Source organism: Bradyrhizobium sp. MOS002 (genome assembly GCF_003020115.1).
Classification (GTDB): Bacteria; Pseudomonadota; Alphaproteobacteria; order Rhizobiales; family Xanthobacteraceae; genus Bradyrhizobium.
This window is the reverse complement of the sequence record NZ_PYFX01000002.1, coordinates 817,503-839,337: the sequence shown is the minus strand read 5'-3', so window position 1 is coordinate 839,337 and position 21,835 is coordinate 817,503. Positions and strand designations below refer to the sequence as shown.

Annotated in this window: 23 protein-coding genes; 10 read left to right on the top strand and 13 right to left on the bottom strand. The window is 63.6% G+C overall.

Annotated elements, in window-relative coordinates; genetic code table 11:
- Positions 1-143: 143 nt before the first annotated feature.
- Positions 144-404 carry a hypothetical protein gene (locus C7G41_RS08650; RefSeq protein ID WP_007595982.1) on the bottom strand — a complete coding sequence of 87 codons (261 nt, stop codon included), beginning with the start codon at positions 402-404 and terminating at the stop codon, positions 144-146.
- Positions 405-525: 121 nt separating this feature from the next.
- Here C7G41_RS08650 and C7G41_RS08645 point away from each other — a divergent pair, with 121 nt between their 5' ends.
- On the top strand, positions 526-1,257 hold the full coding sequence (locus tag C7G41_RS08645) for a DUF3750 domain-containing protein (protein ID WP_007614034.1): 732 nt from the start codon (positions 526-528) through the stop codon (positions 1,255-1,257).
- 336 nt (positions 1,258-1,593) lie between these two features.
- Here C7G41_RS08645 and C7G41_RS08640 read toward each other — a convergent pair whose 3' ends face one another.
- The 9 genes from C7G41_RS08640 to C7G41_RS08600 all read right to left on the bottom strand — a co-directional run bounded on the left by C7G41_RS08640 (position 1,594) and on the right by C7G41_RS08600 (position 8,999).
- A complete protein-coding gene (locus C7G41_RS08640) occupies positions 1,594-1,899 on the bottom strand; it encodes a DUF2934 domain-containing protein (RefSeq protein WP_245446472.1) in 306 nt (101 codons plus the stop codon).
- A gap of 76 nt (positions 1,900-1,975) precedes the next feature.
- On the bottom strand, positions 1,976-2,137 hold the full coding sequence (locus C7G41_RS08635; protein ID WP_106942121.1) for a DUF2934 domain-containing protein: 162 nt from the start codon (positions 2,135-2,137) through the stop codon (positions 1,976-1,978).
- A 157-nt stretch (positions 2,138-2,294) separates the two neighbouring features.
- On the bottom strand, positions 2,295-4,016 hold the full coding sequence (locus tag C7G41_RS08630) for an FAD-dependent oxidoreductase (RefSeq protein WP_106942120.1): 1,722 nt from the start codon (positions 4,014-4,016) through the stop codon (positions 2,295-2,297).
- Positions 4,017-4,044: 28 nt separating this feature from the next.
- Positions 4,045-4,863, bottom strand: coding sequence for a sugar phosphate isomerase/epimerase (locus tag C7G41_RS08625; protein WP_106942119.1), 819 nt, complete (start codon positions 4,861-4,863; stop codon positions 4,045-4,047).
- A complete protein-coding gene (locus C7G41_RS08620; protein ID WP_106942203.1) occupies positions 4,863-5,519 on the bottom strand; it encodes a hypothetical protein in 657 nt (218 codons plus the stop codon). Before C7G41_RS08620 ends, C7G41_RS08625 begins: the two co-directional genes overlap by 1 nt.
- Before the next feature lie 14 nt (positions 5,520-5,533).
- Complete coding sequence (locus C7G41_RS08615; protein ID WP_106942118.1) at positions 5,534-6,028, bottom strand: type II 3-dehydroquinate dehydratase; 495 nt, start codon at positions 6,026-6,028, stop codon at positions 5,534-5,536.
- A 30-nt stretch (positions 6,029-6,058) separates the two neighbouring features.
- A complete protein-coding gene (locus tag C7G41_RS08610) occupies positions 6,059-7,339 on the bottom strand; it encodes a TRAP transporter large permease (RefSeq protein ID WP_106942117.1) in 1,281 nt (426 codons plus the stop codon).
- A gap of 58 nt (positions 7,340-7,397) precedes the next feature.
- Positions 7,398-7,907: a TRAP transporter small permease gene (locus C7G41_RS08605; protein WP_106942116.1), complete on the bottom strand. Its 510-nt coding sequence runs from the start codon at positions 7,905-7,907 to the stop codon at positions 7,398-7,400.
- 75 nt (positions 7,908-7,982) lie between these two features.
- Complete coding sequence (locus tag C7G41_RS08600) at positions 7,983-8,999, bottom strand: TRAP transporter substrate-binding protein (RefSeq protein WP_106942115.1); 1,017 nt, start codon at positions 8,997-8,999, stop codon at positions 7,983-7,985.
- A 230-nt stretch (positions 9,000-9,229) separates the two neighbouring features.
- Between C7G41_RS08600 and C7G41_RS08595 the strand changes: the two genes are divergently transcribed.
- Together C7G41_RS08595 and C7G41_RS08590 are read left to right on the top strand one after the other, a co-directional pair.
- Complete coding sequence (locus C7G41_RS08595) at positions 9,230-9,889, top strand: GntR family transcriptional regulator (RefSeq protein ID WP_106942114.1); 660 nt, start codon at positions 9,230-9,232, stop codon at positions 9,887-9,889.
- 57 nt (positions 9,890-9,946) lie between these two features.
- Entirely contained in the window at positions 9,947-10,846 is a 900-nt protein-coding gene (locus C7G41_RS08590; RefSeq protein ID WP_106942113.1) for an SMP-30/gluconolactonase/LRE family protein, read from the top strand.
- A gap of 48 nt (positions 10,847-10,894) precedes the next feature.
- Here the strand turns inward: C7G41_RS08590 and C7G41_RS08585 are convergent, their stop codons facing one another.
- The gene (locus C7G41_RS08585; protein WP_106942112.1) at positions 10,895-11,632 is read right to left on the bottom strand and encodes an SDR family oxidoreductase; all 738 of its coding nucleotides are present in this window, start codon (positions 11,630-11,632) and stop codon (positions 10,895-10,897) included.
- A gap of 225 nt (positions 11,633-11,857) precedes the next feature.
- On the opposite strand from C7G41_RS08585, the gene C7G41_RS08580 reads away from it, so the two are divergent.
- A complete protein-coding gene (locus C7G41_RS08580) occupies positions 11,858-12,412 on the top strand; it encodes a helix-turn-helix domain-containing protein (RefSeq protein WP_106942111.1) in 555 nt (184 codons plus the stop codon).
- Between the two features lie 1,107 nt (positions 12,413-13,519).
- On the opposite strand, the gene C7G41_RS08565 is transcribed toward C7G41_RS08580, so the two are convergent.
- Together C7G41_RS08565 and C7G41_RS08560 are read right to left on the bottom strand one after the other, a co-directional pair.
- The gene (locus tag C7G41_RS08565; protein ID WP_106942109.1) at positions 13,520-13,729 is read right to left on the bottom strand and encodes a hypothetical protein; all 210 of its coding nucleotides are present in this window, start codon (positions 13,727-13,729) and stop codon (positions 13,520-13,522) included.
- Positions 13,726-14,577 (bottom strand): AraC family transcriptional regulator, encoded by an 852-nt coding sequence (locus C7G41_RS08560; protein WP_106942108.1) that lies wholly within the window; start codon positions 14,575-14,577, stop codon positions 13,726-13,728. Before C7G41_RS08560 ends, C7G41_RS08565 begins: the two co-directional genes overlap by 4 nt.
- 457 nt (positions 14,578-15,034) lie before the next feature.
- Between C7G41_RS08560 and C7G41_RS08555 the strand changes: the two genes are divergently transcribed.
- From C7G41_RS08555 to C7G41_RS08530, 6 genes are all read left to right on the top strand, one after another.
- Entirely contained in the window at positions 15,035-16,945 is a 1,911-nt protein-coding gene (locus C7G41_RS08555; protein WP_106942107.1) for an ATP-binding protein, read from the top strand.
- Positions 16,942-17,613, top strand: coding sequence for a response regulator transcription factor (locus C7G41_RS08550; protein WP_106942106.1), 672 nt, complete (start codon positions 16,942-16,944; stop codon positions 17,611-17,613). Before C7G41_RS08555 ends, C7G41_RS08550 begins: the two co-directional genes overlap by 4 nt.
- A 101-nt stretch (positions 17,614-17,714) precedes the next feature.
- The gene (locus tag C7G41_RS08545) at positions 17,715-18,095 is read left to right on the top strand and encodes a response regulator transcription factor (RefSeq protein ID WP_199198256.1); all 381 of its coding nucleotides are present in this window, start codon (positions 17,715-17,717) and stop codon (positions 18,093-18,095) included.
- A gap of 172 nt (positions 18,096-18,267) precedes the next feature.
- On the top strand, positions 18,268-20,172 hold the full coding sequence (locus C7G41_RS08540) for an FUSC family protein (protein ID WP_106942104.1): 1,905 nt from the start codon (positions 18,268-18,270) through the stop codon (positions 20,170-20,172).
- Complete coding sequence (locus tag C7G41_RS08535) at positions 20,169-20,372, top strand: DUF1656 domain-containing protein (RefSeq protein ID WP_106942103.1); 204 nt, start codon at positions 20,169-20,171, stop codon at positions 20,370-20,372. The genes C7G41_RS08540 and C7G41_RS08535 overlap by 4 nt, the downstream gene beginning before the upstream one ends.
- Before the next feature lie 11 nt (positions 20,373-20,383).
- Positions 20,384-21,676: an HlyD family secretion protein gene (locus C7G41_RS08530; protein ID WP_106942102.1), complete on the top strand. Its 1,293-nt coding sequence runs from the start codon at positions 20,384-20,386 to the stop codon at positions 21,674-21,676.
- Positions 21,677-21,835 lie beyond the last annotated feature (159 nt).

The following is a 21,835-nucleotide window of genomic DNA, read 5'->3' as shown; positions in this document are numbered from 1 at the left end:
GCCCTCCCGTCGAGCTCCATCGATAACGCGCCTCGGGCCTGAGCGCCCAATGACGTCATTACAATTTTGCAATTGCGTTGAAAAGCAGAGACAGGGGGCAAAGGCAAGCGGCCTGAACGGGCAGAAGGCCAACGGGCAGGCGGCTATTGCAGGACCTTCGGCAGCACCACGACCACGTCGACGCTCTGCGCGAGGATATGCGTTGCGACCACGGCAAGCTGGTGCGAGAACTCGTCCTCGATCTCGGCCGCGCAGTCTTCGTCGCTGGCAATGGCAAACAGCAGATTGCCGTCGATTTCGTCGAACCGGATGCCGGCGAAGAGGCGATCGAAAATCTCGGCGCCCGCGATGTACGCGATTCGCGCCTGGATGGCCTGGTCCTCGACGAGCGACAACTTTCTCATGAACGCAACATATGGCCGCACCACCCGAATGCAAGAGCAGGAGAGCGCTGGCGCGGCGTGCCTTGCGAACTATATTGGTGACATCGTCCCGCCTGACCGCCGTTGGCCCTTGAGGAAACCCTTGATTCTGTTCCTGCTGCTGATCTTCCTGCCGATCGGCGTGTCGGCCGGCCGCTATTATTTGCGCGGCGACGGCCGCGGCAATTGGCAGACGGCAGATCGCTCCAGCGCCGGCCTGCTGCCGCCCGCATCCGCCAATCCGGACGCGCTGATCCGTGTGTTCGCCGCGCGCACCGTGCGCTGGCGCAGTATTTTTGCCGTCCACACCTGGATCGTCGTCAAGGAGAAGGGCGCCGCGACCTACAGCCGATACGACTACACGGCCTGGGGCGACCCTGTTCGCAGCAACGGCTTTGCGCCCGACGGCCGCTGGTTCGGCGCCCTCCCGGAAACGGTCGTGGCGGTCGACGGCGCGCGGGCCGAAGCGCTGATTCCGAAGATCCGTGCCGTCATCGAGAACTACAAGTTCCGCGCCTATGGCGACTACAGCGCCTGGCCGGGACCGAATTCCAACACCTTCGTGCAGGCGGCGCTGGACGCCGTTCCCGAGCTGCGCGCTGTGCTGCCGCCGACCGCCATCGGCAAGGACTTTCCCTACAGCGGACGCTGGGCCGGCATCACGGCGTCCGGCACGGGGCTCTACGCGTCGCTGTCGGGCTATCTCGGCATGACCATCGGCTGGGTCGAAGGGGTCGAGATCAATTTCCTCGGCGCGGTGCTCGGCCTCGACATCCGCCGCCCCGCGCTGAAGCTTCCAGGCATCGGCCGCCTGGGTGTCGCGGCCGGCGCGTAGTGCATGACGCAGCAAAGGGCAATGGCGTCGTCCTCCAAGTACCATTGTCATTCACGCGCTGGATCGCCCGGTCAAGCGGGGCGATGACAGCGAGCGTGTGGACGCACAATGTGTGCTTCACATCACAGCAGAATCGAGCGCCTTGGCCTAGAATGACCTTGCATGGCCGCAAACAAGGTAACGGCGGTACGCACGAGGCTGGAGAGGCGACCAACAGCTACGGACTTTTGAAGCCGCCAGGGTGAAGAGCTCGGCGGCTTTTCTCTGTCCAGGAACGCGCGTCCGAAGCTTGTTCGGTGCCGATGTGGCGACCGGCAGCGTCAGCTTCTATCGTTTCTACGAGGAATCCGAGAGCCTCCGCAGTTCGCGTTCGTGTTCGATCTGCCGTTCCGCTTCGACCCAGAACTCCACATCGCGATCGGCCGGGCGACCGGCCTGCTCCCAGAGCTCGTAAGCGCGCGCTCGCACCTTGCCGCGCCCCATCATGCGAAGGAGCTTTTGCTTCAGCTCCTCGGCAAAGTTCCTGAATCGCTGGACGGTGGTTTCGTCTTTGACGAGCGCAGCCGCTCGCGTTGCGAGTTCGATCTGGTGCTCTATCTTTTGCTGCTCATCCACCGCACACACCGCCGTCGGAACGGGCATGCGTCGCAGCCCGTGCTGCTCAGAACCTCAATTCCTTCTGGAAGGCTCTGTTCCGCCCAGCGCCAGCACTTGTCGGTCACAGCGTATCCGGCGTCCGCATGGTGTTCGACTTGTCCTCGTTGCGTAGCTCTTGCTCGGCCGCGTGCCAGAATTCTTCCTCGCGGCCTTCCGGCCTGCCGGCTCGCTCCCACAATCGGTGCGCGCGTTCTCTGATGTCGTGATCGGTCGGCTCAGGCATTGCATCTCCTGTGAAGAGACACGGCCCCACCCAGGGGGGTATGGGGGCTTGGAGGCGGGGCCGTGCAGGCCAGCAAATCGGCGGCGACGCTGGCCCGCCGAGTCAAGCGTCGATGGTGCGCAAGAGTTCCTAGCTCGGCCCGGCGAACGACCGGCTTTCAGTTACCTTCTTCCTGACTTGAAGCGCCCGCGGCATGCATTGCCGCGCACCATCCGAATACCATCGCAGGCCCGATCATCGTGCCCGGACCCGGATAAGTACCTCGAAAGATCGAGGATGAATCGGTACCGACGGCGTAGAGTCCGGGTATGGCCGTCCCACGGCTAGACAAGACCCGGGCAGTTGAATCCGTGCACAAGCCGGCGCTGCTGGCGAGATCCGTCGGCCATACCGCAACGGCATAATATGGCCCTGGACCGATCCGCCGCAGGCACGGGTTTGGCTTGGTCAGGGGATCGCCATTGAACCGGTTCAACTCGCTTGAACCGCGGCCGAACTCTTCGTCCACACCGCTCTCGGCATAGCGATTGTATCGCTCGATCGTCTGAGCAAGCTCGCCGCCATCGACGCCGATCTTTTCGGCCAGTGCTTCAATCGATTCGCCTGCCAGCAAATATCTGGCCTTCAGAAATTTATCCAAATCCCTCGTCCCGGGATGAACGAGACCAACGCCATAGTCACTGATAAAGGCGCGATCGCAAATCAGGAAAGCCGGTGTTGCCGATACGGAAGACGAGTCCGAGCGCAACATCGCTTCCACGAAGTCGTGATAGGAGTCGGCTTCATTCACGAAGCGGCGGCCCGATTTGTTCACCGCAAGCAGTCCCGGCTTGGCACGATCCAGCATAATGTGCGGGAATACCGAGACGTGGCCGTCCGCCTGCGTCATGACCGAGCTCGGCATCCACAGAGCGGGGCTATCGAAATCGCGCTCGATCACCGCGGCGACGCGTTCGGCCGCGAGCAGGCCATCCCCGGTATTGCACGAAGGCGCGAGTGAAAATCGGTGCGCGGCCTCGGGGAAAAACCTTTCGCGAAGTTCGCGGCTCCAGCCGATGCCTCCCGTTGCCAACACCACGCCTTTGCGGGCACGTATCGCCAATGCTCCCGAAGGTGATGAGAGAACGGCCCCAACGACGGCGTCGCCGTTGCGGATGAGCTCGGTGAGCTCAGTGTCATATCGCAGATCCACGCCGGAACGACGGAGACTGTCAAACAGCCTCGCGACGAGAGCGTTGCCCATGATCAGACGCGTTCCGCGCCTGTAGCGAAGCCGATCGCGCAAATGCCGGCTCAGCAGGCCGATGACATGCCTGAAGTTCGTCCAATTGCGGAAGGGCCGCAACAGCGCCGGGATGTCCGCCTTCCCGACCATCATCCCGCCGAGGACCATGAACTCTCGCCGCGGAGGCCTGATGCGCTGGAAGTCCTTGCCAAGCTTGCGGCCGTCGAACGGAACGGCGCCGAGAGCACGACCACCGATTGCTGCACCGGGAAGATTCTTGTAGTCGGGGTGTACCGGCGGGGCTGCAAACCGTACGCTCGTCCTCTGCTCGAGATAGTCGAGCATGATTGGACCCGTCTGGAGGAACGCATCTACACGCGCGTCCGCGGCGTGTTCGCCGAGCAGTGCTTCAAGATAGACCCGCGCCGCCTCGGTCGAGTCCGGCGTCCCTGCAAGCCGTCCCTGCCGGTTGCCCGGAATCCAGACGGTGCCGGCGGAGGTCGCGGTCGTGCCGCCAACCGTGCCCGACTTCTCGCAAAGGATCACATCCAGCCCCTCAAGGGCAGCTACCAGCGATGTCGTCATGCCGGCGGCACCCGCCCCGACGACCAGGAGATCGGTCTCGACGTCCCAGGAGCGATCGGCTTGCGACATCCCGAACTACCCTTCCGTCCCGAAATTCTCACCTCTGGCTGCGCGCCCGCTCCACGACGGCTTGGCCTGCCGCCAGCGCCCGGCGTGCTCGCGAGGCGGCGTCGACGCTCCTGGCCAGTTGAACGGTCGGAACCTCGATGCTGATGGTCAGGTCATTCGGCATCGCGCTTGCAAGCCCCATCAGGTCTATTCCGCCCTCGCCCGGAAACATCCGTTCCTCGCGAGCCGCATGGATGAGCTGCTCAGTGGTCGCCGGGCGTTCGGCCGGGCCATCGCAGAGTTGCCAGTAGTGAAGGCGTTGCGCCGGGATGGCGCGAAGGTCCGCAAGCGAGCTTTGCGATCGATCGAAATGCAACGCGTCGACCAGAATGCCGGCGCCGGGACGATCGACGTCGCCGACGATCCGGTTCGCGGTCTTCAGGTCTGGAACGCTTGTCCAGGGCATGAATTCGAGGTCGGAGGTGAGGCCATAGCTTGCTGCCGCTTCACAAAATTGCTGGTAGCGATCCGAAAACCGCGCCAGATCCGGATCATAGGCCGCGACGAGGATGTGTTTGGCAGCGAGGCGCGCGCCCACCTCGAAGAAGGGCGTGAACGAGGCCATCTCGGTTTCCGGTCTGAACGCAACGACCTCGAGATCGGCGACGGTCACCCCCGTCAACTCCAGCCGCCGGAGCGTCTCCCGCAAGAGCGGAGCATTGTCCATCAGGCGATAGGCGACACCGCCAGGCGTGGCGGGCAACAGCCTGAGCCCGACTTTTTCGTAGCCGCAAAGCGCCGCCAATTCGATCATCTCGGGCGGCGCAAGCTCGAGCACTGTCAACGCGGCGAGCGAGAACGTTGCCATCAGCCGAAATCCGCGATGCGGGCGTCGAGCGCAAACATGCTTTGATAAACTTCCGGCTCGCTCGCCCCGGCCATGACGTCGGGCGCAAGCTCGCTCGCCCGCTGCAAGGCGGCCTGCAACGAGGCGACGTCGAGCGCCTCGATCAGCAAAAGCCCCGCGAAGAAGCCCTCGTTCTTCCGCATGCCCTTCTCGGTCGTCCGCACCGACGTCCGCGCCTCGTCGGTCGCGCCGATCTGCACCGCGGCAACCCCGTCGCACGCAACGAGCGCATGAGCCAGGCCTTGCGGATCTTTCGGCAACGTCTCGATCCGGAGCGCCACGATCGATGCGCCCTCGCCCCGCCCTCCCCGCGCGATCATGACACCGCCGCCCCGCATGAAATTGCCGAGCTTAGGCATGATGCGCTGGGACCACGGCGTCGGCGCGTTGAGGCGCGCCAGATAGGCCTCGCCGTCGAGGACCTCCGGTGTTTCCAGCTCGTACAGAATGAAGAAGCGGTCGATGTCGTCCCTTGCCGCGCGGAAGACACGCGATGCCAGGAAGCCCTTCGTCGTCACGCGCTCGGTGGTGTGCTCACGCGTCAGCCAGTGCCGGTAGTCGGTCAGGTCGTGAGCCTCGACGTCGCTCCAGATCGCGAGAAATCCCGTGCCGCGCATTCCGCCCTCCATGCCTACGCCTTGCCGCCGGTCGCAAGCCCGTGCAGAGCCGGTACAATGGTCGCAGGCAATTGCCCCAGCCGTTGGACGGCCGCGAGCATCGCGGCGAGATAGCCATAGGGACCGAGGCCGCAAATGACCGCCGTGCAGGCACTCGACGTGATCGAGTGGCGATGCAGCTCGTCCCGCGCGTGGATGTTCGAGATGTGCACCTCGATCTTCACGCCCTCGAAAATCTTCAGCGCATCGATCAGCGCGATCGAGGTGAATGAATAGGCCGCGGGATTCATGATGATGGCATCCGCGTTGCCATGGGCGGACTGGATCAGGCTGACGAGCTCGCCCTCCATGTTCGTTTGATGGAACGACACCGAAACTCCGAGCTGATCGGCCAGCGCCCGGCAGCTCGCCTCGATCTGCGCGAGCGTCGTCGAGCCGTAGATGTGGGGCTCGCGGATGCCGAGGAAATTGAGATTGGGTCCGTTGAGGATCATGATCCTTGCGGCCATTTCGTTTGTCCTTCTTTTGTGCCGACGCGTCTAGCCGGCAAACCATTTGGCCGGGATCGTCACCAGTCCCGGGAATAGCACCATCGCGAACAGGACGATCAGTTGCGCGATCATGAAGGGCCAGACGCCCTTGATGATATCCTCCATGCTGATCCTGGAGACGCCGCAGACGACATTGAGCACGATGCCCACCGGTGGCGTGATCAGGCCGATGGCATTGTTGATGATGAAGAGCACGCCGAAATAGACGGGGTCGATGCCCGCCGCCTTGACGATCGGCATCAGGATCGGCGTGAGAATGAGGATCGTCGGTGTCATGTCGAGCGCCGTTCCCACGATCACTACCACGACCATGATCGCCAGCATCAGGAGCGTGTTGTTTCCCATGAAGGGCTTCAGCAGGGTGACGATCTGTGCCGAAATCTCGGACACCGTGATGAGCCAGGACGATACCAGCGCCGCAGCGACCAGGAACATGACGATGCTCGTCGTCACGGCGGAGGAGACGAAGATCGCGTAGAGCTGCGACAGTTTCAGTTCGCGGTAGACGCAGGTCGCGACGAACAGGGAGTAGACAGCGACGACCACCGCGGCTTCCGTGGGCGTGAAGATGCCGAAGCGCAGGCCGACCACAATGATGACCGGCAGCATCAGCGCCCAGAAGCCGTCGACCACCGCTTTCACCATCTCCGAGAGCGATGCTCTTGGCGGGGGCGTCAGGTTCTCTTTCCGCACCACCCACGCCCAGGCCAGACAGAGCCCTGCGCCGAGCAGCAGCCCGGGCACGATGCCAGCCAGAAACAGTTTCGAGATCGAGACGCCCGCGGCGACGCCGAAGATGACGAAGCCGATGCTGGGCGGGATGACGGGAGCAATGATGCCGCCCGCCGCCACGAGGCCCGCTGCATAGGACTTCTTGTGCCCCGCCGCCACCATCATCGGCACCAGCAGGGCAGCCAACGCCGCGGCATCGGCGGCCGCCGAGCCGGAGAGCGACGCGAGGATGCAGGAGGCAAGGATCGTGACATAGCCGAGCCCGCCACGGAAATGCCCAACCGCGACCAGCGCGACATTCACGATACGCTTGGCCAGCCCTCCCTTGTTCATGATCTCGCCCGCGAGCATGAAGAAGGGAATCGCCATCAGCGGAAAGCTGTCGGCGCCGTTGATGACGTTCTGCGCCACGATCTGGGCGTCGAACATGTCGATGGTGCTCATCAAGGCCACGCCGCAGACGATCAGCGCGAAGGCGATCGGCATGCCCAGCGCCATGGCGCCCAGCAGCGAGAAGGTGAAGACGGCGATCGTCATGACGCGATCCCGGTGGACTGCTGGATGTGGACGCCGCCTGGCACGGTTCGATGAGACATCAGTGCTCTTCCGATTCCTTGACGGCCACCATGTCGGATTCGCTCGCCTGTCCAGTGAGCACCCGGACGAGGTCGTAGAGAAGGATGACTGCGGCCGACGCGCCGAAGATCACGCCGACCGCGTAAAAGATGGCCATCGAGAGACCGGTCGCCGGCGCGCGATCGTCAATGTTGATGATGGTCTGGCGCCAGCTTCCCGACAACAGCAGCCAGTCGGCAAACAGCATCAGGCAATAGTTGATAACGAAGCATATGCGCTTGCCAGAGGCCGGCAGCATCCGGACGAGGCTGTCGACGCCGAGATGGGCGTGCTCGCGAAGCGCGACGATTGCGCCCAGGAAGGTCAACCAGACCAGCAGCCAGCGCGACAACTCTTCGGAAATCGTGATTCCGGAGTTGAAGCCGTAACGCAGGACGACATTGCCGAAGACCAGGACCACCATGACCGCGAGGCACGCGGCAATGACGGCCTTCAGGAACGTGCAATAGAGGTCGAGAACTCGCGCCATGCGTGACGTCCGGGCAAATGAGGGGCGGAGCCGACCACTGGCCGGCTCCGACGCCTGCGTGACAGCAGAAGTCGACTACTTCACGTCCTTGCGGATGCGCTCGACCTCTTCGTTGAAGATCTTCACCGTCTCGGGACGAAGGCTGGCCGACGTCTTGTCCGCGACCGGCTGCGCTGCCTTCCGCATGCGCTCCGTTTCTTCGGGAGCGATCGCGTTGTACTGCATGCCCTTGGCCTGCAGCTCCGCCAGAGCCTTGTCGGTCTGAAGGCGGGTCTGCTCCTTCTGATAGCCGCGGCTTTCTTCATAGGCTTCGCGCATCAGGCCCTGCTCGGTCGGCGACAGCTTGTCCCAGAAGATCTTACTCACCAGGATGATGTTCAGGGTGAAAGTGTGATTGGTGGCGGAAACGTATTTCTGCACTTCGTAGAACTTGTTCGAGAGAATGACCGTGTAGGGATTCTCCTGGCCGTCGACGGTGCGGGTCTCGAGCGCCGAATATAGCTCACCGAAAGCCATCGGGACCGGATTTGCCTTAAAGGCACTGAAGCTTTCGAGATAGACCGGATTCGGAATCACACGAAGCTTGAGGCCGCTGAAGTCCTCGAGCTTGGTGATCGGGCGGGTGCTGTTGGTGACGTTGCGGAAGCCCAGGCCCCAATATCCGAGGCCAATAAGCCCCTTCGACGGCAGCGTATCCATCATCGCCTTGCCGAATTTGCCGGTCGCGAGAGCATCGGCCTGCTCGGTCGTGTTGAACAGGAACGGGAAATCGATCAGGCCGAATTCCGGAACGACGGTGGCAAGTGATGTCGTCGAGGCCGAGAGCATTTCCTGGGTGCCGCCGCGCAGCGCGGATTGCTGCTGCAACTCGTTGCCGAGCTGTGAGGCCGCGAACTCGCGGACCTTCATTTTGCCCCCGCTCTTCGCCAGCAGGATCTCGGCGAATTTCTGCACGCCAAAGCTGACGGGGTGATCGGTGTTGTTCAGGTGTCCCCACCTGATCGTGCGCTCCTGAACGTTCTGAGCGGATGCGCCGACCGTCAGCGCCACGCAGATCGCCGTCGCAGACAGCGCCCGTACCAGCAAGCTCATCGTTTTCCTCCCTGTTCGAACGGGCGCGAACGGCGGCTTAAGCCATCATTTTTCGTGCCCTCAGCCTATTTAGACATCACACATATATTTCCATGTCAAATGATGATATCTGTTTCATATGATGATTTGCTGTACGTCCGACATTTGAAATCTGCTATATTGCTGGCAACACTGATGGTTCGGCCACCTCCGAAGTGGCCGGCCGATCGGGACAGGCGGGATCAGAAGGCATGACGTCACTTGAGGAACGGCCCCTGTCGGCGGGCGACAGCGGCTATCAGCGCATCCGGGCCGACATCATTTTCGGAGTGCTCACGCCATCCGGACGCCTCAAGCTCGATGCCATGAAGGAAGATTACGGCCTCAGCGTCAGCACGCTGCGCGAGATCCTCAATCGTCTGACGTCCGAGGGTTTTGTGGTCGCCGAGGGCCAGCGCGGCTTCGAGGTGGCGCCAATATCCATCCAGAACCTGCGTGAGCTCGCGGGCTTGCGCATCCTGCTGGAGCATCATGCGATGGCCGAGTCGTTCCGCGCCGGCGACGTGGAGTGGGAAGGCCGCGTGGTGTCGGCGCATCACAAGCTGGCGGCGACCGAACGCACTGTGCTCAGCGAAGGCGACGATCCCGAGCTGCGCAAACGCTACGACGGCGAGTTCCACCAGGCGCTGATCTCGAGTTGCGGTTCGCGCGAACTGATGCAGACTCATGCGGTCGTGTTCGACAAATATTTCCGCTATGCGCTGCGCTACCGGGGCGCGGAGACGATCAACCAGCACAAGGCGCTGCTGGACTGCGCCCTCAAGCGCGACATCAAGAGCGCCAAAGCCGTGCTCACCGAGCACATCAACGGTTGCGTCGCGCACGCCCTCGCCTCCTGGAACGAGGATTAATTGCCCACCGCCTGACGTCTTGCGACGACAGCGCCGTGGCTGGAATCGGATATCGGGATGACAACCGAAATGATCGGAGCGCATCGGGTCGAGACCGCGGTCGCCGCGGGCGATATCCTCGGCGAGACGCCGTTGTGGTGCGACCGCTCCCGCAAGCTGTGGTGGGTCGACATCGACCGGCGGCTGCATCAATCGTTCGATCCGGCGACAGGCGCGCATCAGGTTGTTCCCTACGCATGCAACTTCCTCGGCAGTCAGGCTCTGACGGCGGACGGCTCCCACCTGCTCGCGCAGGATCTCGGACTTTATCGCCGCGCGTCCGATGATGGTCCTCCAGGTCAGCTCTGCGAGGTCGAAAGCGGCCCCGACAACCGCCTTAACGACGGGCGTGTCGACGCGCGGGGCCGGCTATGGATCGGCACCATGGACAACCAGTTGCATCGGCCGAACGGAGCGCTGTATCGTGTGGATGCGGACGGCCGGACGGCGCGCATGTTCGGCGATGTCATCGTGACGAATGGCATCGCGTTCTCACCCGACAATCGCACGCTCTATTTCACCGATACGAGGCGATACCGCACCTGGCAGTTCGACTTCGATCTCGATGACGGCGTCATCAGCAACAGACGGCTGTTCGCGGATTACAGCGCCTCCGGGGAGAGGCCCGACGGCGCGTGTATCGACGTCGCCGGCGGATTGTGGACCGCATTCTTCTCCGGCGGCCGGGTCGTGCGCTATCGGCCGGACGGCCGGATCGACACCGTCATTCCGGTGCCGGCGACCAATCCGACCTGCGTGTGCTTCGGCGGAACCGATCTGAAGACCTTGTTCGTGACGACGACCAGAAAGTTTCTGGATCGCGAGCAACTGAGCCGCGAACCCCAGGCGGGTCATGTTCTGGCCATTGATGGCATCGCACAGGGGCTTCCAGAACACCGCTTCGGCAATGCATCCTGAACCCTTTTCATTCTGCACCCTTGCACGGGCCATCGTGAACCGGCTCCGCTACCATTTCTCCCCGAAGGGACGAATCTCCAGCTCGAAGGTCCAGGCGCTCTTGGGCTGCTGATAGAGCATCCAGTAGGATTCGGCGACCGACGACGGCGGCATCAGCAGGTCGGGATTATCCAGCGCGTTCGGACCGAGCGCCTCGATCCGCCGTTGCCGGACCCATTCCGTGTCGACGCCGGAATCGATGATCAGATGCGCCACGTGAATGTTCTTCGGGCCCAATTCGCGCGCCGCGGCTTGCGCGACCGCCCGCAGGCCGAACTTGGCGCTGGCGAAGGCCGCATAGCCGCTTCCGCCGCGCAAGCTCGCCGTCGCACCGGTGAAGAAGATGTTGCCCTGGCCACGGGGCAGCATCAGGCGCGCGGCCTCGCGGCCGGCGAGGAAGCCGGAATAGCAAGCCATTTCCCAGACCTTGCGAAACACCCGTTCGGTCGTGTCGAGAAGGGGAAAGTTGACGTTGGCGCCGACGTTGAAGATGCAAACCTCGAGCGGCGCGTGCTTGTCGGCATCGCCGAGAAACGAGATGATCTGGTCTTCCTTGCGCGCATCGAGCGCGCGGGCGTGAATGTCGCCGCCGGCCTGCTCGATCTCCTTGACGAGCGGTTCGAGCTTGGCACCGTCGCGGCGTCCCGCGAACACCGTAAAGCCCTCGGAGGCGAACTTCTTTGCAATCTCGCTGCCGATAAAATCACCGGCGCCGATCACGGCCACGGTCGCGTTTCTCTTTTGCAAGGGTCTTCTCCCGGTCAGGCCTGGATCCGGTCGTCCGGCCAAACTTCAGGCCGTGGATCATTCATACAGTTCTAAAAACGAACTGTCAATTCAAGTGCATTTTGCGCTTCATGTGACCTCGGAAACACATTGTCTCGCAGTCAGTACCGATTTAGAATGATATCCGAACCAAAGGCTTCCTGGACGATGTTCGCGCGGAAGCCCGGGGCGGAGTGGAGATCCGGAATGAAATGGGGTGAGCTGGAGGACGAGCCGTGTTCGATGGCGCGAACCATCGGCGTGATCGGCGACCGCTGGACCCTTCTGATCCTGCGTGAATGCTTCCTGCGCACGCGCCGTTTCGAGGGGTTTCAGTCTTCGCTCGGAATCACGCGCCACCTGCTCGCCGAACGGCTGAAGAAGCTGGTCCGGCAGGGCGTGTTGCGTCGTATCCCCTATCAGGACTCGCCCAAGCGGCACGAATACATCCTCACCCAGAAGGGGCTCGATCTCTATCCGATCATGATGGCGATCGTGCATTGGGGCGACACTCATATGGTCGACATACGCGGGCGACCTTTGCTGCATCAACACCGCAAATGCGGCAAGGACTTCGATCCGGTCATGGTGTGCTCCGAATGCGGCGAGCCGCTTTTGGCCAAGGAGGTTCATACCCACCCCGGCCCCGGGGCTCGGCGCACCCCGGCATCGGCGGCGCCGGAGAAGCCGAAGGCAAAAACAGAGGCAAAGGCCAGGACAAAGGCCAAGACGAAGGCAACGACTCGCCGCCGCGCCGCGTGAGGTCACTCGCTCCAAATCGCATCGAGGCCTGCTTCGGCAGATCCGGCCTTCGACAGGGATAAGCTTCGGTTGCATGCCGCGACATGATAGAGAGACCTTTCCGACAGCGGACATGACCTCTCGTCCTCGCGGCGCGTTTCGCCCGAGCTTTGCTTCGTCGCTCCACCCTCTTGTCCAAGAGGGCGCAGGGAAGGCCGGGTGCCAGCTGGCACCCGCGGTCCGCTGCGCGAAAAGCACACGCAGAAAAACCGCACAGCAGCATACAGGTGTAGCCAATCACTCGGCCTTCCCTGCGCGATGGTTGGACGGCTTATGCCGTGCTCTCCCGGGAGCCGAGTTCCTGCTGGCCTCCCTCACTCTCACAGGAGTCGCCGACACCGCGCCGGTTGACGCAGATGCCGCATCCGCAAGAGCTTGACCGTAGCAACGACGGCCAGGACCACACGGTTTTGCCGTACGCACGGCCCGCCATTTCGCCACCGGTTTCGACGACATTGTGCACGTTGCCGCCGACCTGATGACGAGACGAAGCCTAGCAGCGCCGCTCGTCGGCACGAAGCCTTGGGCTCACGGAGAGCAATCCGCCCCGCCCACACCTCTCGTACCCGAACGCTGCCGCGTCCACCGCAAGCCCGGCTCGCGAACGTGACGACCACAAGATCGCCCCTCAAGAATGAGCCGGGATAGGCGACACATACGCCAAAACCGAATTTCGGCAAAGTGGAATATTTTTGCAAGGAGGGGTTGACGGGATGACGGTGTTTTGCCCGACGGGTAGTCCTCCCATGCGTCGAAGCCTCGGAGTTGGTCGCTCAAGAGGTTGGTACACCATCACCGGAATTCGGCTGCGTCACCAGACTAAAGCATACATCACATCCGGATCGACCCGGACCGCTTCCAGCGGATCGATCTCGCCACCGACGTGCTGATCCCGATCAGCGCGCCAGCGGCCAAGCCGGGCCGCGGGGCACACCGCAGTGACGTTGGGCGGCCGCCAAGGGCATTCGCGGGAGCCCAATGGTCTGCAGGCGCTGAATGGTATTGGACACGCACAGCAAACAGTCGCTGTCGCAGATACCCGACGCCCGGGTGCCACCGAAGTGCCGCCTACCGCGCGGCCCACATCACAGCGCCTCGACAAAAATTGAAGGCGAGGCGTCCATAGAGAAAGGTGCTTCCAGGCTCTGACGCAGCGAGGCGGTACGAATTGCCGAGAGCGCGGAGAACTTCGATCATCTCCATCAATTCATGATGCGTCAGCGTCAAATGAAGACTGGCTTGCGACAGCAGCAGCGCCTGAATGCCAATGTTGATCATGACGGGCCTGCCTTTGCGCACGGCAGCGGCATGAATTGCGCGAGATAAGCGCTTCGCCATTGATACGGCGTATCGCCGACAAAGCGCTTGAACACCGTGGTGAAATGCGCCTGGGTCTGGAAGCCCACGGTCAGGGCGACATCCACGAGCGTAATTTCGGCCTGCTTGAGGAGCTCCTGGGCGCGCTGGATGCGGCGCCTCAGCAGATATTCATGAGGCCGCACGCCGACGGCCGCACGGAACTGCCCGGCGAAATGCATCCTGCTCAGGCCGGCGACGGCAGCCATGTCCTGAAGCGTTATCTTTGCAGTCAGATTCTTGTCGACATATTGCAGGACGCGCCTGAGACGCCAATTCTGCAGCGACCTTACGGACCGTCCAGCGTCCTCCTCGCGAATGGCGTCGGCCTGATCGAGCTCCGCCCGTGCGCTGGGAGCCTGCCGACTAAACGTCCGGGTGAGGATCGCAAGCCGCAGAGCGTCGGCCATGATGGCGGAATGGGCATCGGGCGTGGCTTCGGTCGCCGCGAGCGCATCGGACAGGCGCCGCATCACCGGATCGGTGAATTCTCCTCCTGCGAACGCCCGTTCGCTCTCGGCGGGCGGCGCTGCAAGGAGTTTTGCGGAGAGCCTGAAGCCAGGTCCACGAGCGACAGAACGTTCGGCGTCCGCCGCATGCTCGACCGCCAGGGCCATGTCCAGATGGACGAAAGACAGCATCGTTCCACCTTCGTCGAACCGGCCGGGGAGTTTCGATAGCCCGAGCCGATCGCGATCGATTGCCGAGATATCGATCGCGCGAACGTCATGATCCTTGATCGCCTGTGAGCGTGACATCTGCAGCGACATCGTCGAATCTCCTTGTCCCGTTTCGATCCGGCCTGGCTGACTGCCTTGCCCGAATGCCATGGGGACAGAGTAATTCGGCGGTGTGCGCGATCCATTCTACCCGCGGGTGCGTCTATAGGTTCTCGGGTTGACCGCGTCATACCTAGGTATGATCACGACCTGTTCGTCGGGCGAGCGAACCGGTGCAACGCCTCACCGGCAGCGCGGCTGCGGACAGAACTTGCGGCGCGATGCCTGCGGTAAGTTGACGCGCTTTCCGCGCACCAACCACCGGCGGGACCACGCGAACTCCCTGGTTCTTCCGGAATGCCGCTCGCCGGTGCCTTCACCGCATCGAGCGGCGCGACAGGTCTTCCACGACAGCACGAAAATTGCGCGGGTGGATGTTGTGAACGCGATCAAATCGCGGCATCAACGCAGCTGATACCCGATGTGAAAAGAACGACTGCAAGCGACGATGACGCGTCATGATCTGACTACGGGCTCATCCATGAGCCGCACCGGCTTGCGGTCCTTGTCCGCCGTCCTCGCCTTTGCGGTTTTCCTTGTTGACGTCCTGACACCGCTCGAGGGTGCCGTGGCGGTTCTCTATATCGTGGCGATCCTGCTCGCGGCAAAGACCAACCGGCGCGACGATACCATCGTCGCCGCAGCCGGCTGCATCGCCCTGACGGTCACCGCCTATCTCGTGTCACACGATCTGCGGACCATCGCCTCACCCGCCCTTCGTGTGCTGGTGAGCCTCGCGGCAATCGGGATCACGACCTTGCTGGCGCTGCAAAATCACGCGGCGACGAAGCGTCTCGCGGCGCAAGCCCGCCTGCTCAACCTTTCGCACGACATGATCTTCGTCAGGGATCGCGGCGGCGTGATCACTTTCTGGAACAAGACGGCCGAGCAGGTCTACGGATGGTCTGCCGAAGAGGTGGTCGGGCAGCTCGCCGACGCGCTTCTGCAAACCAGATATCCCGACCGGCGCGAGGTCATCGAAGCGAACCTGGTGGGCACCGGTCGATGGGAAGGCCGCGTGCAGCAACGAACGAAAGACGGCGCGGCGCTTACCGTCGATGCCCGATGGGCTCTGCAGCACGACCGTCTTGGCAAGCCCGTCGGGGTCCTTGAAACGCACACCGACGTCACCGACCGCGTCGCCGCACACAGCGCGCTGGTGCGAAGTGAACAGCGATACCGCCGGATGTTCGACGCAAGCCGGATCGGCGTCGTCGAAGAGGATTGGAGCGAACTCCGAACCGCACTGCAATCGCTGGATGCCGCGGGAGCAAGCCTGCGCGACCATCTGGCGCGATATCCCGATTTCGTCCGGCATGCCCGCCGACTCGCTGCAATCACCGACGTCAATCCGGCACTGCAAAAGATGGCGGGAGCAAACGATGCCTCGACCTTTATCGAGAATGTGGACCTGCTTCTCGGCGAGAACGACCGCAGTTTCCTCGGCGCATTGATTGCGTTCGCGGAAGGCGAGCCATTCTACGAAGGCGAAACCGAGCTCGTCAGGCTCGACGGACGCAAAGTTCCCGTGCTGTTCACGATCACCTTCCCCTCCGGGCCTGACGGCGACCGCAACGTGCTCGCCTTCGTCGTCGACATCACCGAGCGCAGGCAGGCGCAGGATGCGTTGCTCGCGGCGCAGGCGGAACTCGCCCATGCCGCGCGCGTCGCCACCCTCGGCGAGCTCAGCGCCTCCATCGCCCACGAGGTCAATCAGCCGCTGGCGGCGATCGTCACCAGCGGCGAGGCCGGCTTGCGATGGCTGCGGCGCGACGTGCCCGATCTGAAGGAGGTCGCGGCCACGATCGTTCATGTCGTCGCACAAGGCCGCCGTGCCGGCGAGGTCGTGGCTCGCATCCGCACCTTCCTGAAGAAGGCGCCTGCCCAGCAGGACAGCCTCGATATCGCCGAGATCATCCAGGAAGCGGCCCTTCTGGTCGCGCGGGAGCTCGCGAACGACGACGTCGTCCTGACTGTCGAGACGAAGCCCGGCCTGAGGCCAATTCGCGGCGACCGCATCCAGCTTCAGCAGGTGCTGGTCAACCTGCTGGTCAATGCCGGCCAGGCCATGTCCGACCAGCGCGGTTCCCGTACCGTCATGCTGCGCGCCAGCGCCATCGACGCCGAGAGACTCGCCATCACGGTTCAGGACAGCGGTCCCGGCATCCGGCCCGACGATATGCCGCACCTGTTTGATCCGTTCTTCACGACGAAGCGCGGTGGAATGGGCATGGGACTTGCGATCTGCCGAACGACGGTGGAAGCTCACGGCGGCCAGTTGTCGGCCGAGAGCACCCCGGGCGCGGGAGCAACATTCCGCCTGACACTGCCATACAGCCAAGAACACACTCGATCATGACACGACCAGACCACGCGCAACCGCCTACCCAATCGCTCAACTCGGTCGTTATCATCGTTGATGACGACGCAGGGATCCGCGCCTCGCTCGACAGCCTGTTCCGATCAGTCGGCCTCGATACGCGCCTGTACGGCTCGCCGTCCGAACTGCTTGGAGGCTCGCTGCCCGACGGCCCCGGCTGCATCGTGCTAGACGTCCGCCTTCCCGGGGTGAGCGGGCTCGATCTGCAGAGCCAGCTCGTCCGGCAGGGCATCAGCTATCCGATCATCTTCATGACGGGTCATGGGGACATACCGATGTCGGTGCGTGCCATGAAGGCCGGCGCCGTCGATTTCCTCTCCAAGCCATTTCGCGACCAGGACATGCTCGACGCCGTGACCGCGGCGCTCGAGCGCGATGCGCAGCACCGGGCCGAAGCCGCGACCAAGGAGGACATCCGCGCCCAGTACGAGACCCTGACGGCGCGCGAGCGCGAGGTGATGGGCCATGTCACCGCCGGCCTGATGAACAAGCAGGTCGCCGCCCTGATCGGCCTTAGCGAGATCACGGTCAAGATCCACCGCGGGAACGTCATGCGCAAGATGGGGGTCCGGTCGTTCGCTGACCTCGTTCGCAAGGCCGAGGCGCTCGGGGTTTCCCAGACCCGCAGGACTACGGACCAAACCTGAGTATAATTCCGGCGGGACTGCCCCAGGTGCATAAAGCGTCATCGGCCGCGCCGAGGGAGATGCTCTTCCTTGCGGAACACCGCGGTCAGGATTGGGCGCCCATGGCCAAGAGCTTGGTGATTGCGATCGTGGATGACGACGAAGGCGTTCGCGCATCGCTGGCGAGCCTCGTGCGTTCGGTCGGCTACGAGGCCCAGGCCTACGAATCCGGCATGGACTTCCTGCGGCAGGCGCCCGGAGACGATCCGGCATGCATGATCGCCGACGTCCAGATGCCGGTCATCACCGGCGATGAGCTGCAGGCCCAGCTGGTTGCCGCCGGCCGCCATTTTCCAATCATCTTCATGACGGCGTTTCCGAGCGAAACCGTGCGTCAGCGCGTCATGGCCGCAGGCGCGCATTGCTATCTCGGCAAGCCTTCCAGCGGTGACGAGATCATCCGCTGCCTCGAAGACGCGCTGGCAGGCAACGGGCCGCAATAGTCCAGCTCGCGGCCGGGCGGACGAGAGCCATTTTCCCTCAACCCCACGTGCAATCCGGCAACCAGGTTGGTGAACCGGGAATACCGGCGGGCCCCCGCACCTCATATTCGCGCGCGTATCACGACACTGGCAGGGCTGGCCGCTCTGCCGAGGGGAATGGGGATCTCGCGCGATGCAAATCAATGCCCATGCTACCGCCGAGGCGCGCCCGTTGGTCTTCGCCGGCTTTCCGGCGAGCTCCTGGGCTTTTGCGCTGCGGGTGTGGCTCGCGATGCTTCTCGCGCTCTATGTGAGCTTCTGGCTCGAGCTCGAATCGCCCTCGTCGTCGGCCCTCACCGTGGCGATCCTGGCACTGCCCACGCGCGGTCAAGGCATGGAGAAGGCCGGCTACCGGCTGCTCGCTACCGCCATCGGCGTGGCGGCATCGATCGCGATCGCCGGCGTGTTTTCTCAAACCGACGGCCTCCTGCTCGCGGTGCTCGGCATTTGGGTCGGCCTTTGCGTTTGCGCCGTCGGGATGCTCGACGGCAATCGCGCTTATGCAGCGTCTCTCTGCTGCACCACGGTCGCGCTGATTGCCATTCAGCAGATCGACAGTCCGCTGAACGTATTCCCGACCGGTGTCGCGCGGGGCGCGGCCATCAGCATCGGGGTCCTCGCGGTGGCGCTCGTGAATGAAGTTCTGGCCGCGCCGAACTATCACCCGGCCCTGGCAAGACGCATCGAGGCGCTGGCTAGCCGGGTCATAGATCTCGCGCGAGATGCCGAGCGCGGCCGAGCTCCATCCGCGCACGGTTCGGCGAGCATGCTGCATGACATCGCAGCGCTGCGCCCGGACATCGCGAGCCTAGCGGCGGAATCGAGCGTTGGCACGACAAGAGCCGCGGCCGCGCGTTCCGCGCTGGTCGACCTCGTCAGCGCGTTCTCTCTCGGCCGCATGCTGGCAGCGCTCTCCGCCACGTCCGCTCCGGCGCAGAATGCGGACGATCCGGACCAGGATGCGGTCGGGCTGATGGCGATTTCCCGATCCTGGCTGCGGACCGAAATCAGCCGCAAGAACGCGCAGGTGCGCAGCAGCCTCGATGCGCTGCGTGCAGGGACGCGCCCCTATCGTGCATGGCGCGCGCCGCTCTATCGTTCGCGCCGCATCGCGGTCGAAACCGGCGCACGGGCCGCGATCTCGTTCACGCTGATCGCAATCTTCTTCGTGCTTGCGGGCTGGCCGACAACAGAACTCTGCCTCTCACTTGTCGCCGTGATCATCGGCCTCGGCTCGACGTCGCCCTCGCCACGCAACTTTATGATGGTGGCGGTGATGGCGACGCCCATCGCCTGCGTGCTGGCCGGCACCCTGAAATACCTCGTCTTCGACGGTGTGTCCGAGTTTCAGTTGCTGGCGATCGGTCTCGCGCCTGTCGTCATCGGCCTCGCGCTGCTGATCACGCTGCCGAGCCCGCTGCCGTCTTCCCTTGGCCGCCTGGTCCTGGTGTTCACGCTCGCCGTGCTCGCGCCGGCCAATCCGCAGAGCTACGACCCCCGGGTATTTGTCGTGACGAGCCTGTTTGTCTGCCTGGCATCCGCGCTCGTCTTCGCGGCGCAGGTGCTGCTGCCTCCGTTGTCGGGCGACCGGCGAGTTCGATTGCTGCTGGGAGAGGTCCGGCGCGAACTGAGCGGCCAGGATTGCGGGCGAGCCCGGCACCTCGCGCCGGAGGAAGCCACCTTTCGCGACGCGGCCCGGATCGAACAGATGGTGACCGCAAACGGCCCCTCCGCGATCAACGATCAGATCGCCGGCACTGCCATGCACCTTTTCGACCAGGCCGACGCCCTGCGGCGCTGCTGTGCCGAACTGGACCGGATCGGACAGGGCCCGCTCGCGGGAGCGGCGCAGGCCGCGCGAGAGGCTCTCGCCCGGCGGGACGGCGGCGCGATCCTCGCTTCGGCCGGGGCGCTGCACGAGGCGGGAGCGCGAAGCAACCTGTCCACCAGTGCAGCCATAGCCGCGCTGATTGCGGCAAGTGCGGCGTTCACGCCGTCACAATCTCCGACCGGCTCCAGCCGAGAGAAACGATCATGATGAACACCTATCGGGAACTCGTCATCGGCGGCGTGCTCATTGCTCCCATCGTCTCCTATGCGGCAACGGCGATGCTCGCGTTCCTGATGCTGCGCCCGCTGCTGCGCTTCGTCGGGTTCGCAAGATTCTTCAGCAACCCGTCGCTGGCCGAACTCAGCCTCTACGTGGCGATGTTCGGCATGCTCGCACTATTCTTCTAGGGAGAAAAGTCATGGAAGCCACCCTGCCCCGCAGCGCCGCCCCGCTTCACGGCGAACCACCGGCCACAGTACCGGTGGATGCCGTAGACACCTTGGACGGTTCGAACATGCCGGAGACCGTTGCGCGCGACATCAGCGATCACGTCGCAGACGGCGTCAGACCTCCGGAACAGGCGGCTCCATCCGCGAAGGTGCTGCGCGAGGGGGCCCGCCGCTTCATCCACGGCGCCGGCAAACATCTTGCCACCCTCGGCATCGCACTGGTCGCCGTCTTGATATCGCTCGCGACCTGGCAGCATTACGTCACCGCGCCCTGGACGCGGAACGGCAGCGTGCGCGTCCAGGTCGCCAACGTCGCGCCGCAAGTTTCGGGCGAGATCGTAGAACTGCGGGTGACCGACAATCAATTCGTCCATAGAGGCGATGTGCTCTACGTCATCGACCCCTTCGACTTCGAGGTGGCCGCCCATGTCGGCAAGGCCGTCCTCGACCAGCGCGCGGCGGATCTCGAAGTGAAGCAGGCCCAGTTCAACCGGCGCCAGCGCTTGTCCAACCTCGCAACGACGCCGGAGGAACAGCAGATCTTCGCCGGCAATGCCTTGCAAGCAAAGGCCGCGTATGAGGCGGCGGCGCATCAGCTTGCTCAGGCGGAATTAAACCTGAAGCGAACCAACGTAACGAGTCCGGTCGACGGCTACGTCACCAACCTCCTGCTGCGCGTCGGCGATTATGCTGCCACCGGCACCAGCAACGTCTCCATCATCGATGCCAACAGCTTCTGGATCGACGGCTACTTCGAAGAGACCAAGATGGCCGGCGTGTGCGTGGGCGATCGCGCGGAGGCACAGCTGGTCGGCTACTCGAAGCCGCTTCAGGGACATGTAAAAACCGTGACCCGCGGCGTCAGCGTGTCGAACGCCGCATCCGGCACCCAAGGCTTGCCCAACGTCGATCCTATCTACACCTGGGTTCGGCTTGCGCAGCGCGTACCGGTTCGCGTCGCCATCGACGCGGTGCCTCCGGGGGTGCCGCTGGTCTCCGGCATGACGGCAACGGTGACGATCCGGCAGCCCTCAGGCGAAACCCAAAGCCGGCTTGAGCAATTCCGCACGAACTTCGTGGATCCCGTCGCCGATCTGTTCGGCGCGGGACGTCCGCCTCGCGCGAACTGCCTTCAGGCCACATCCCAACAGCGCCCCGCGGTGGAAGCCGTTCCGTATTCGCGCGAACCCGCGGTCCCCCCGGCAGAGACGATCGCGCCCGGCCTCACACCCGGCCTCGACGCCTCGCCACGCCTGCCCTGAATCAGACGAAGACGCCCGGCCGGACGGGACGCATGCACCTCTCGTCCGGTGGGTTCTCTCCTCACCTGCATTTGATCCCTTTGATCAAATTGAACTTTTCGCGACACGCGGTCGCATCCGGCCGCATTTGCAAAATCTAATACCGCTTCAGCTTCCTTA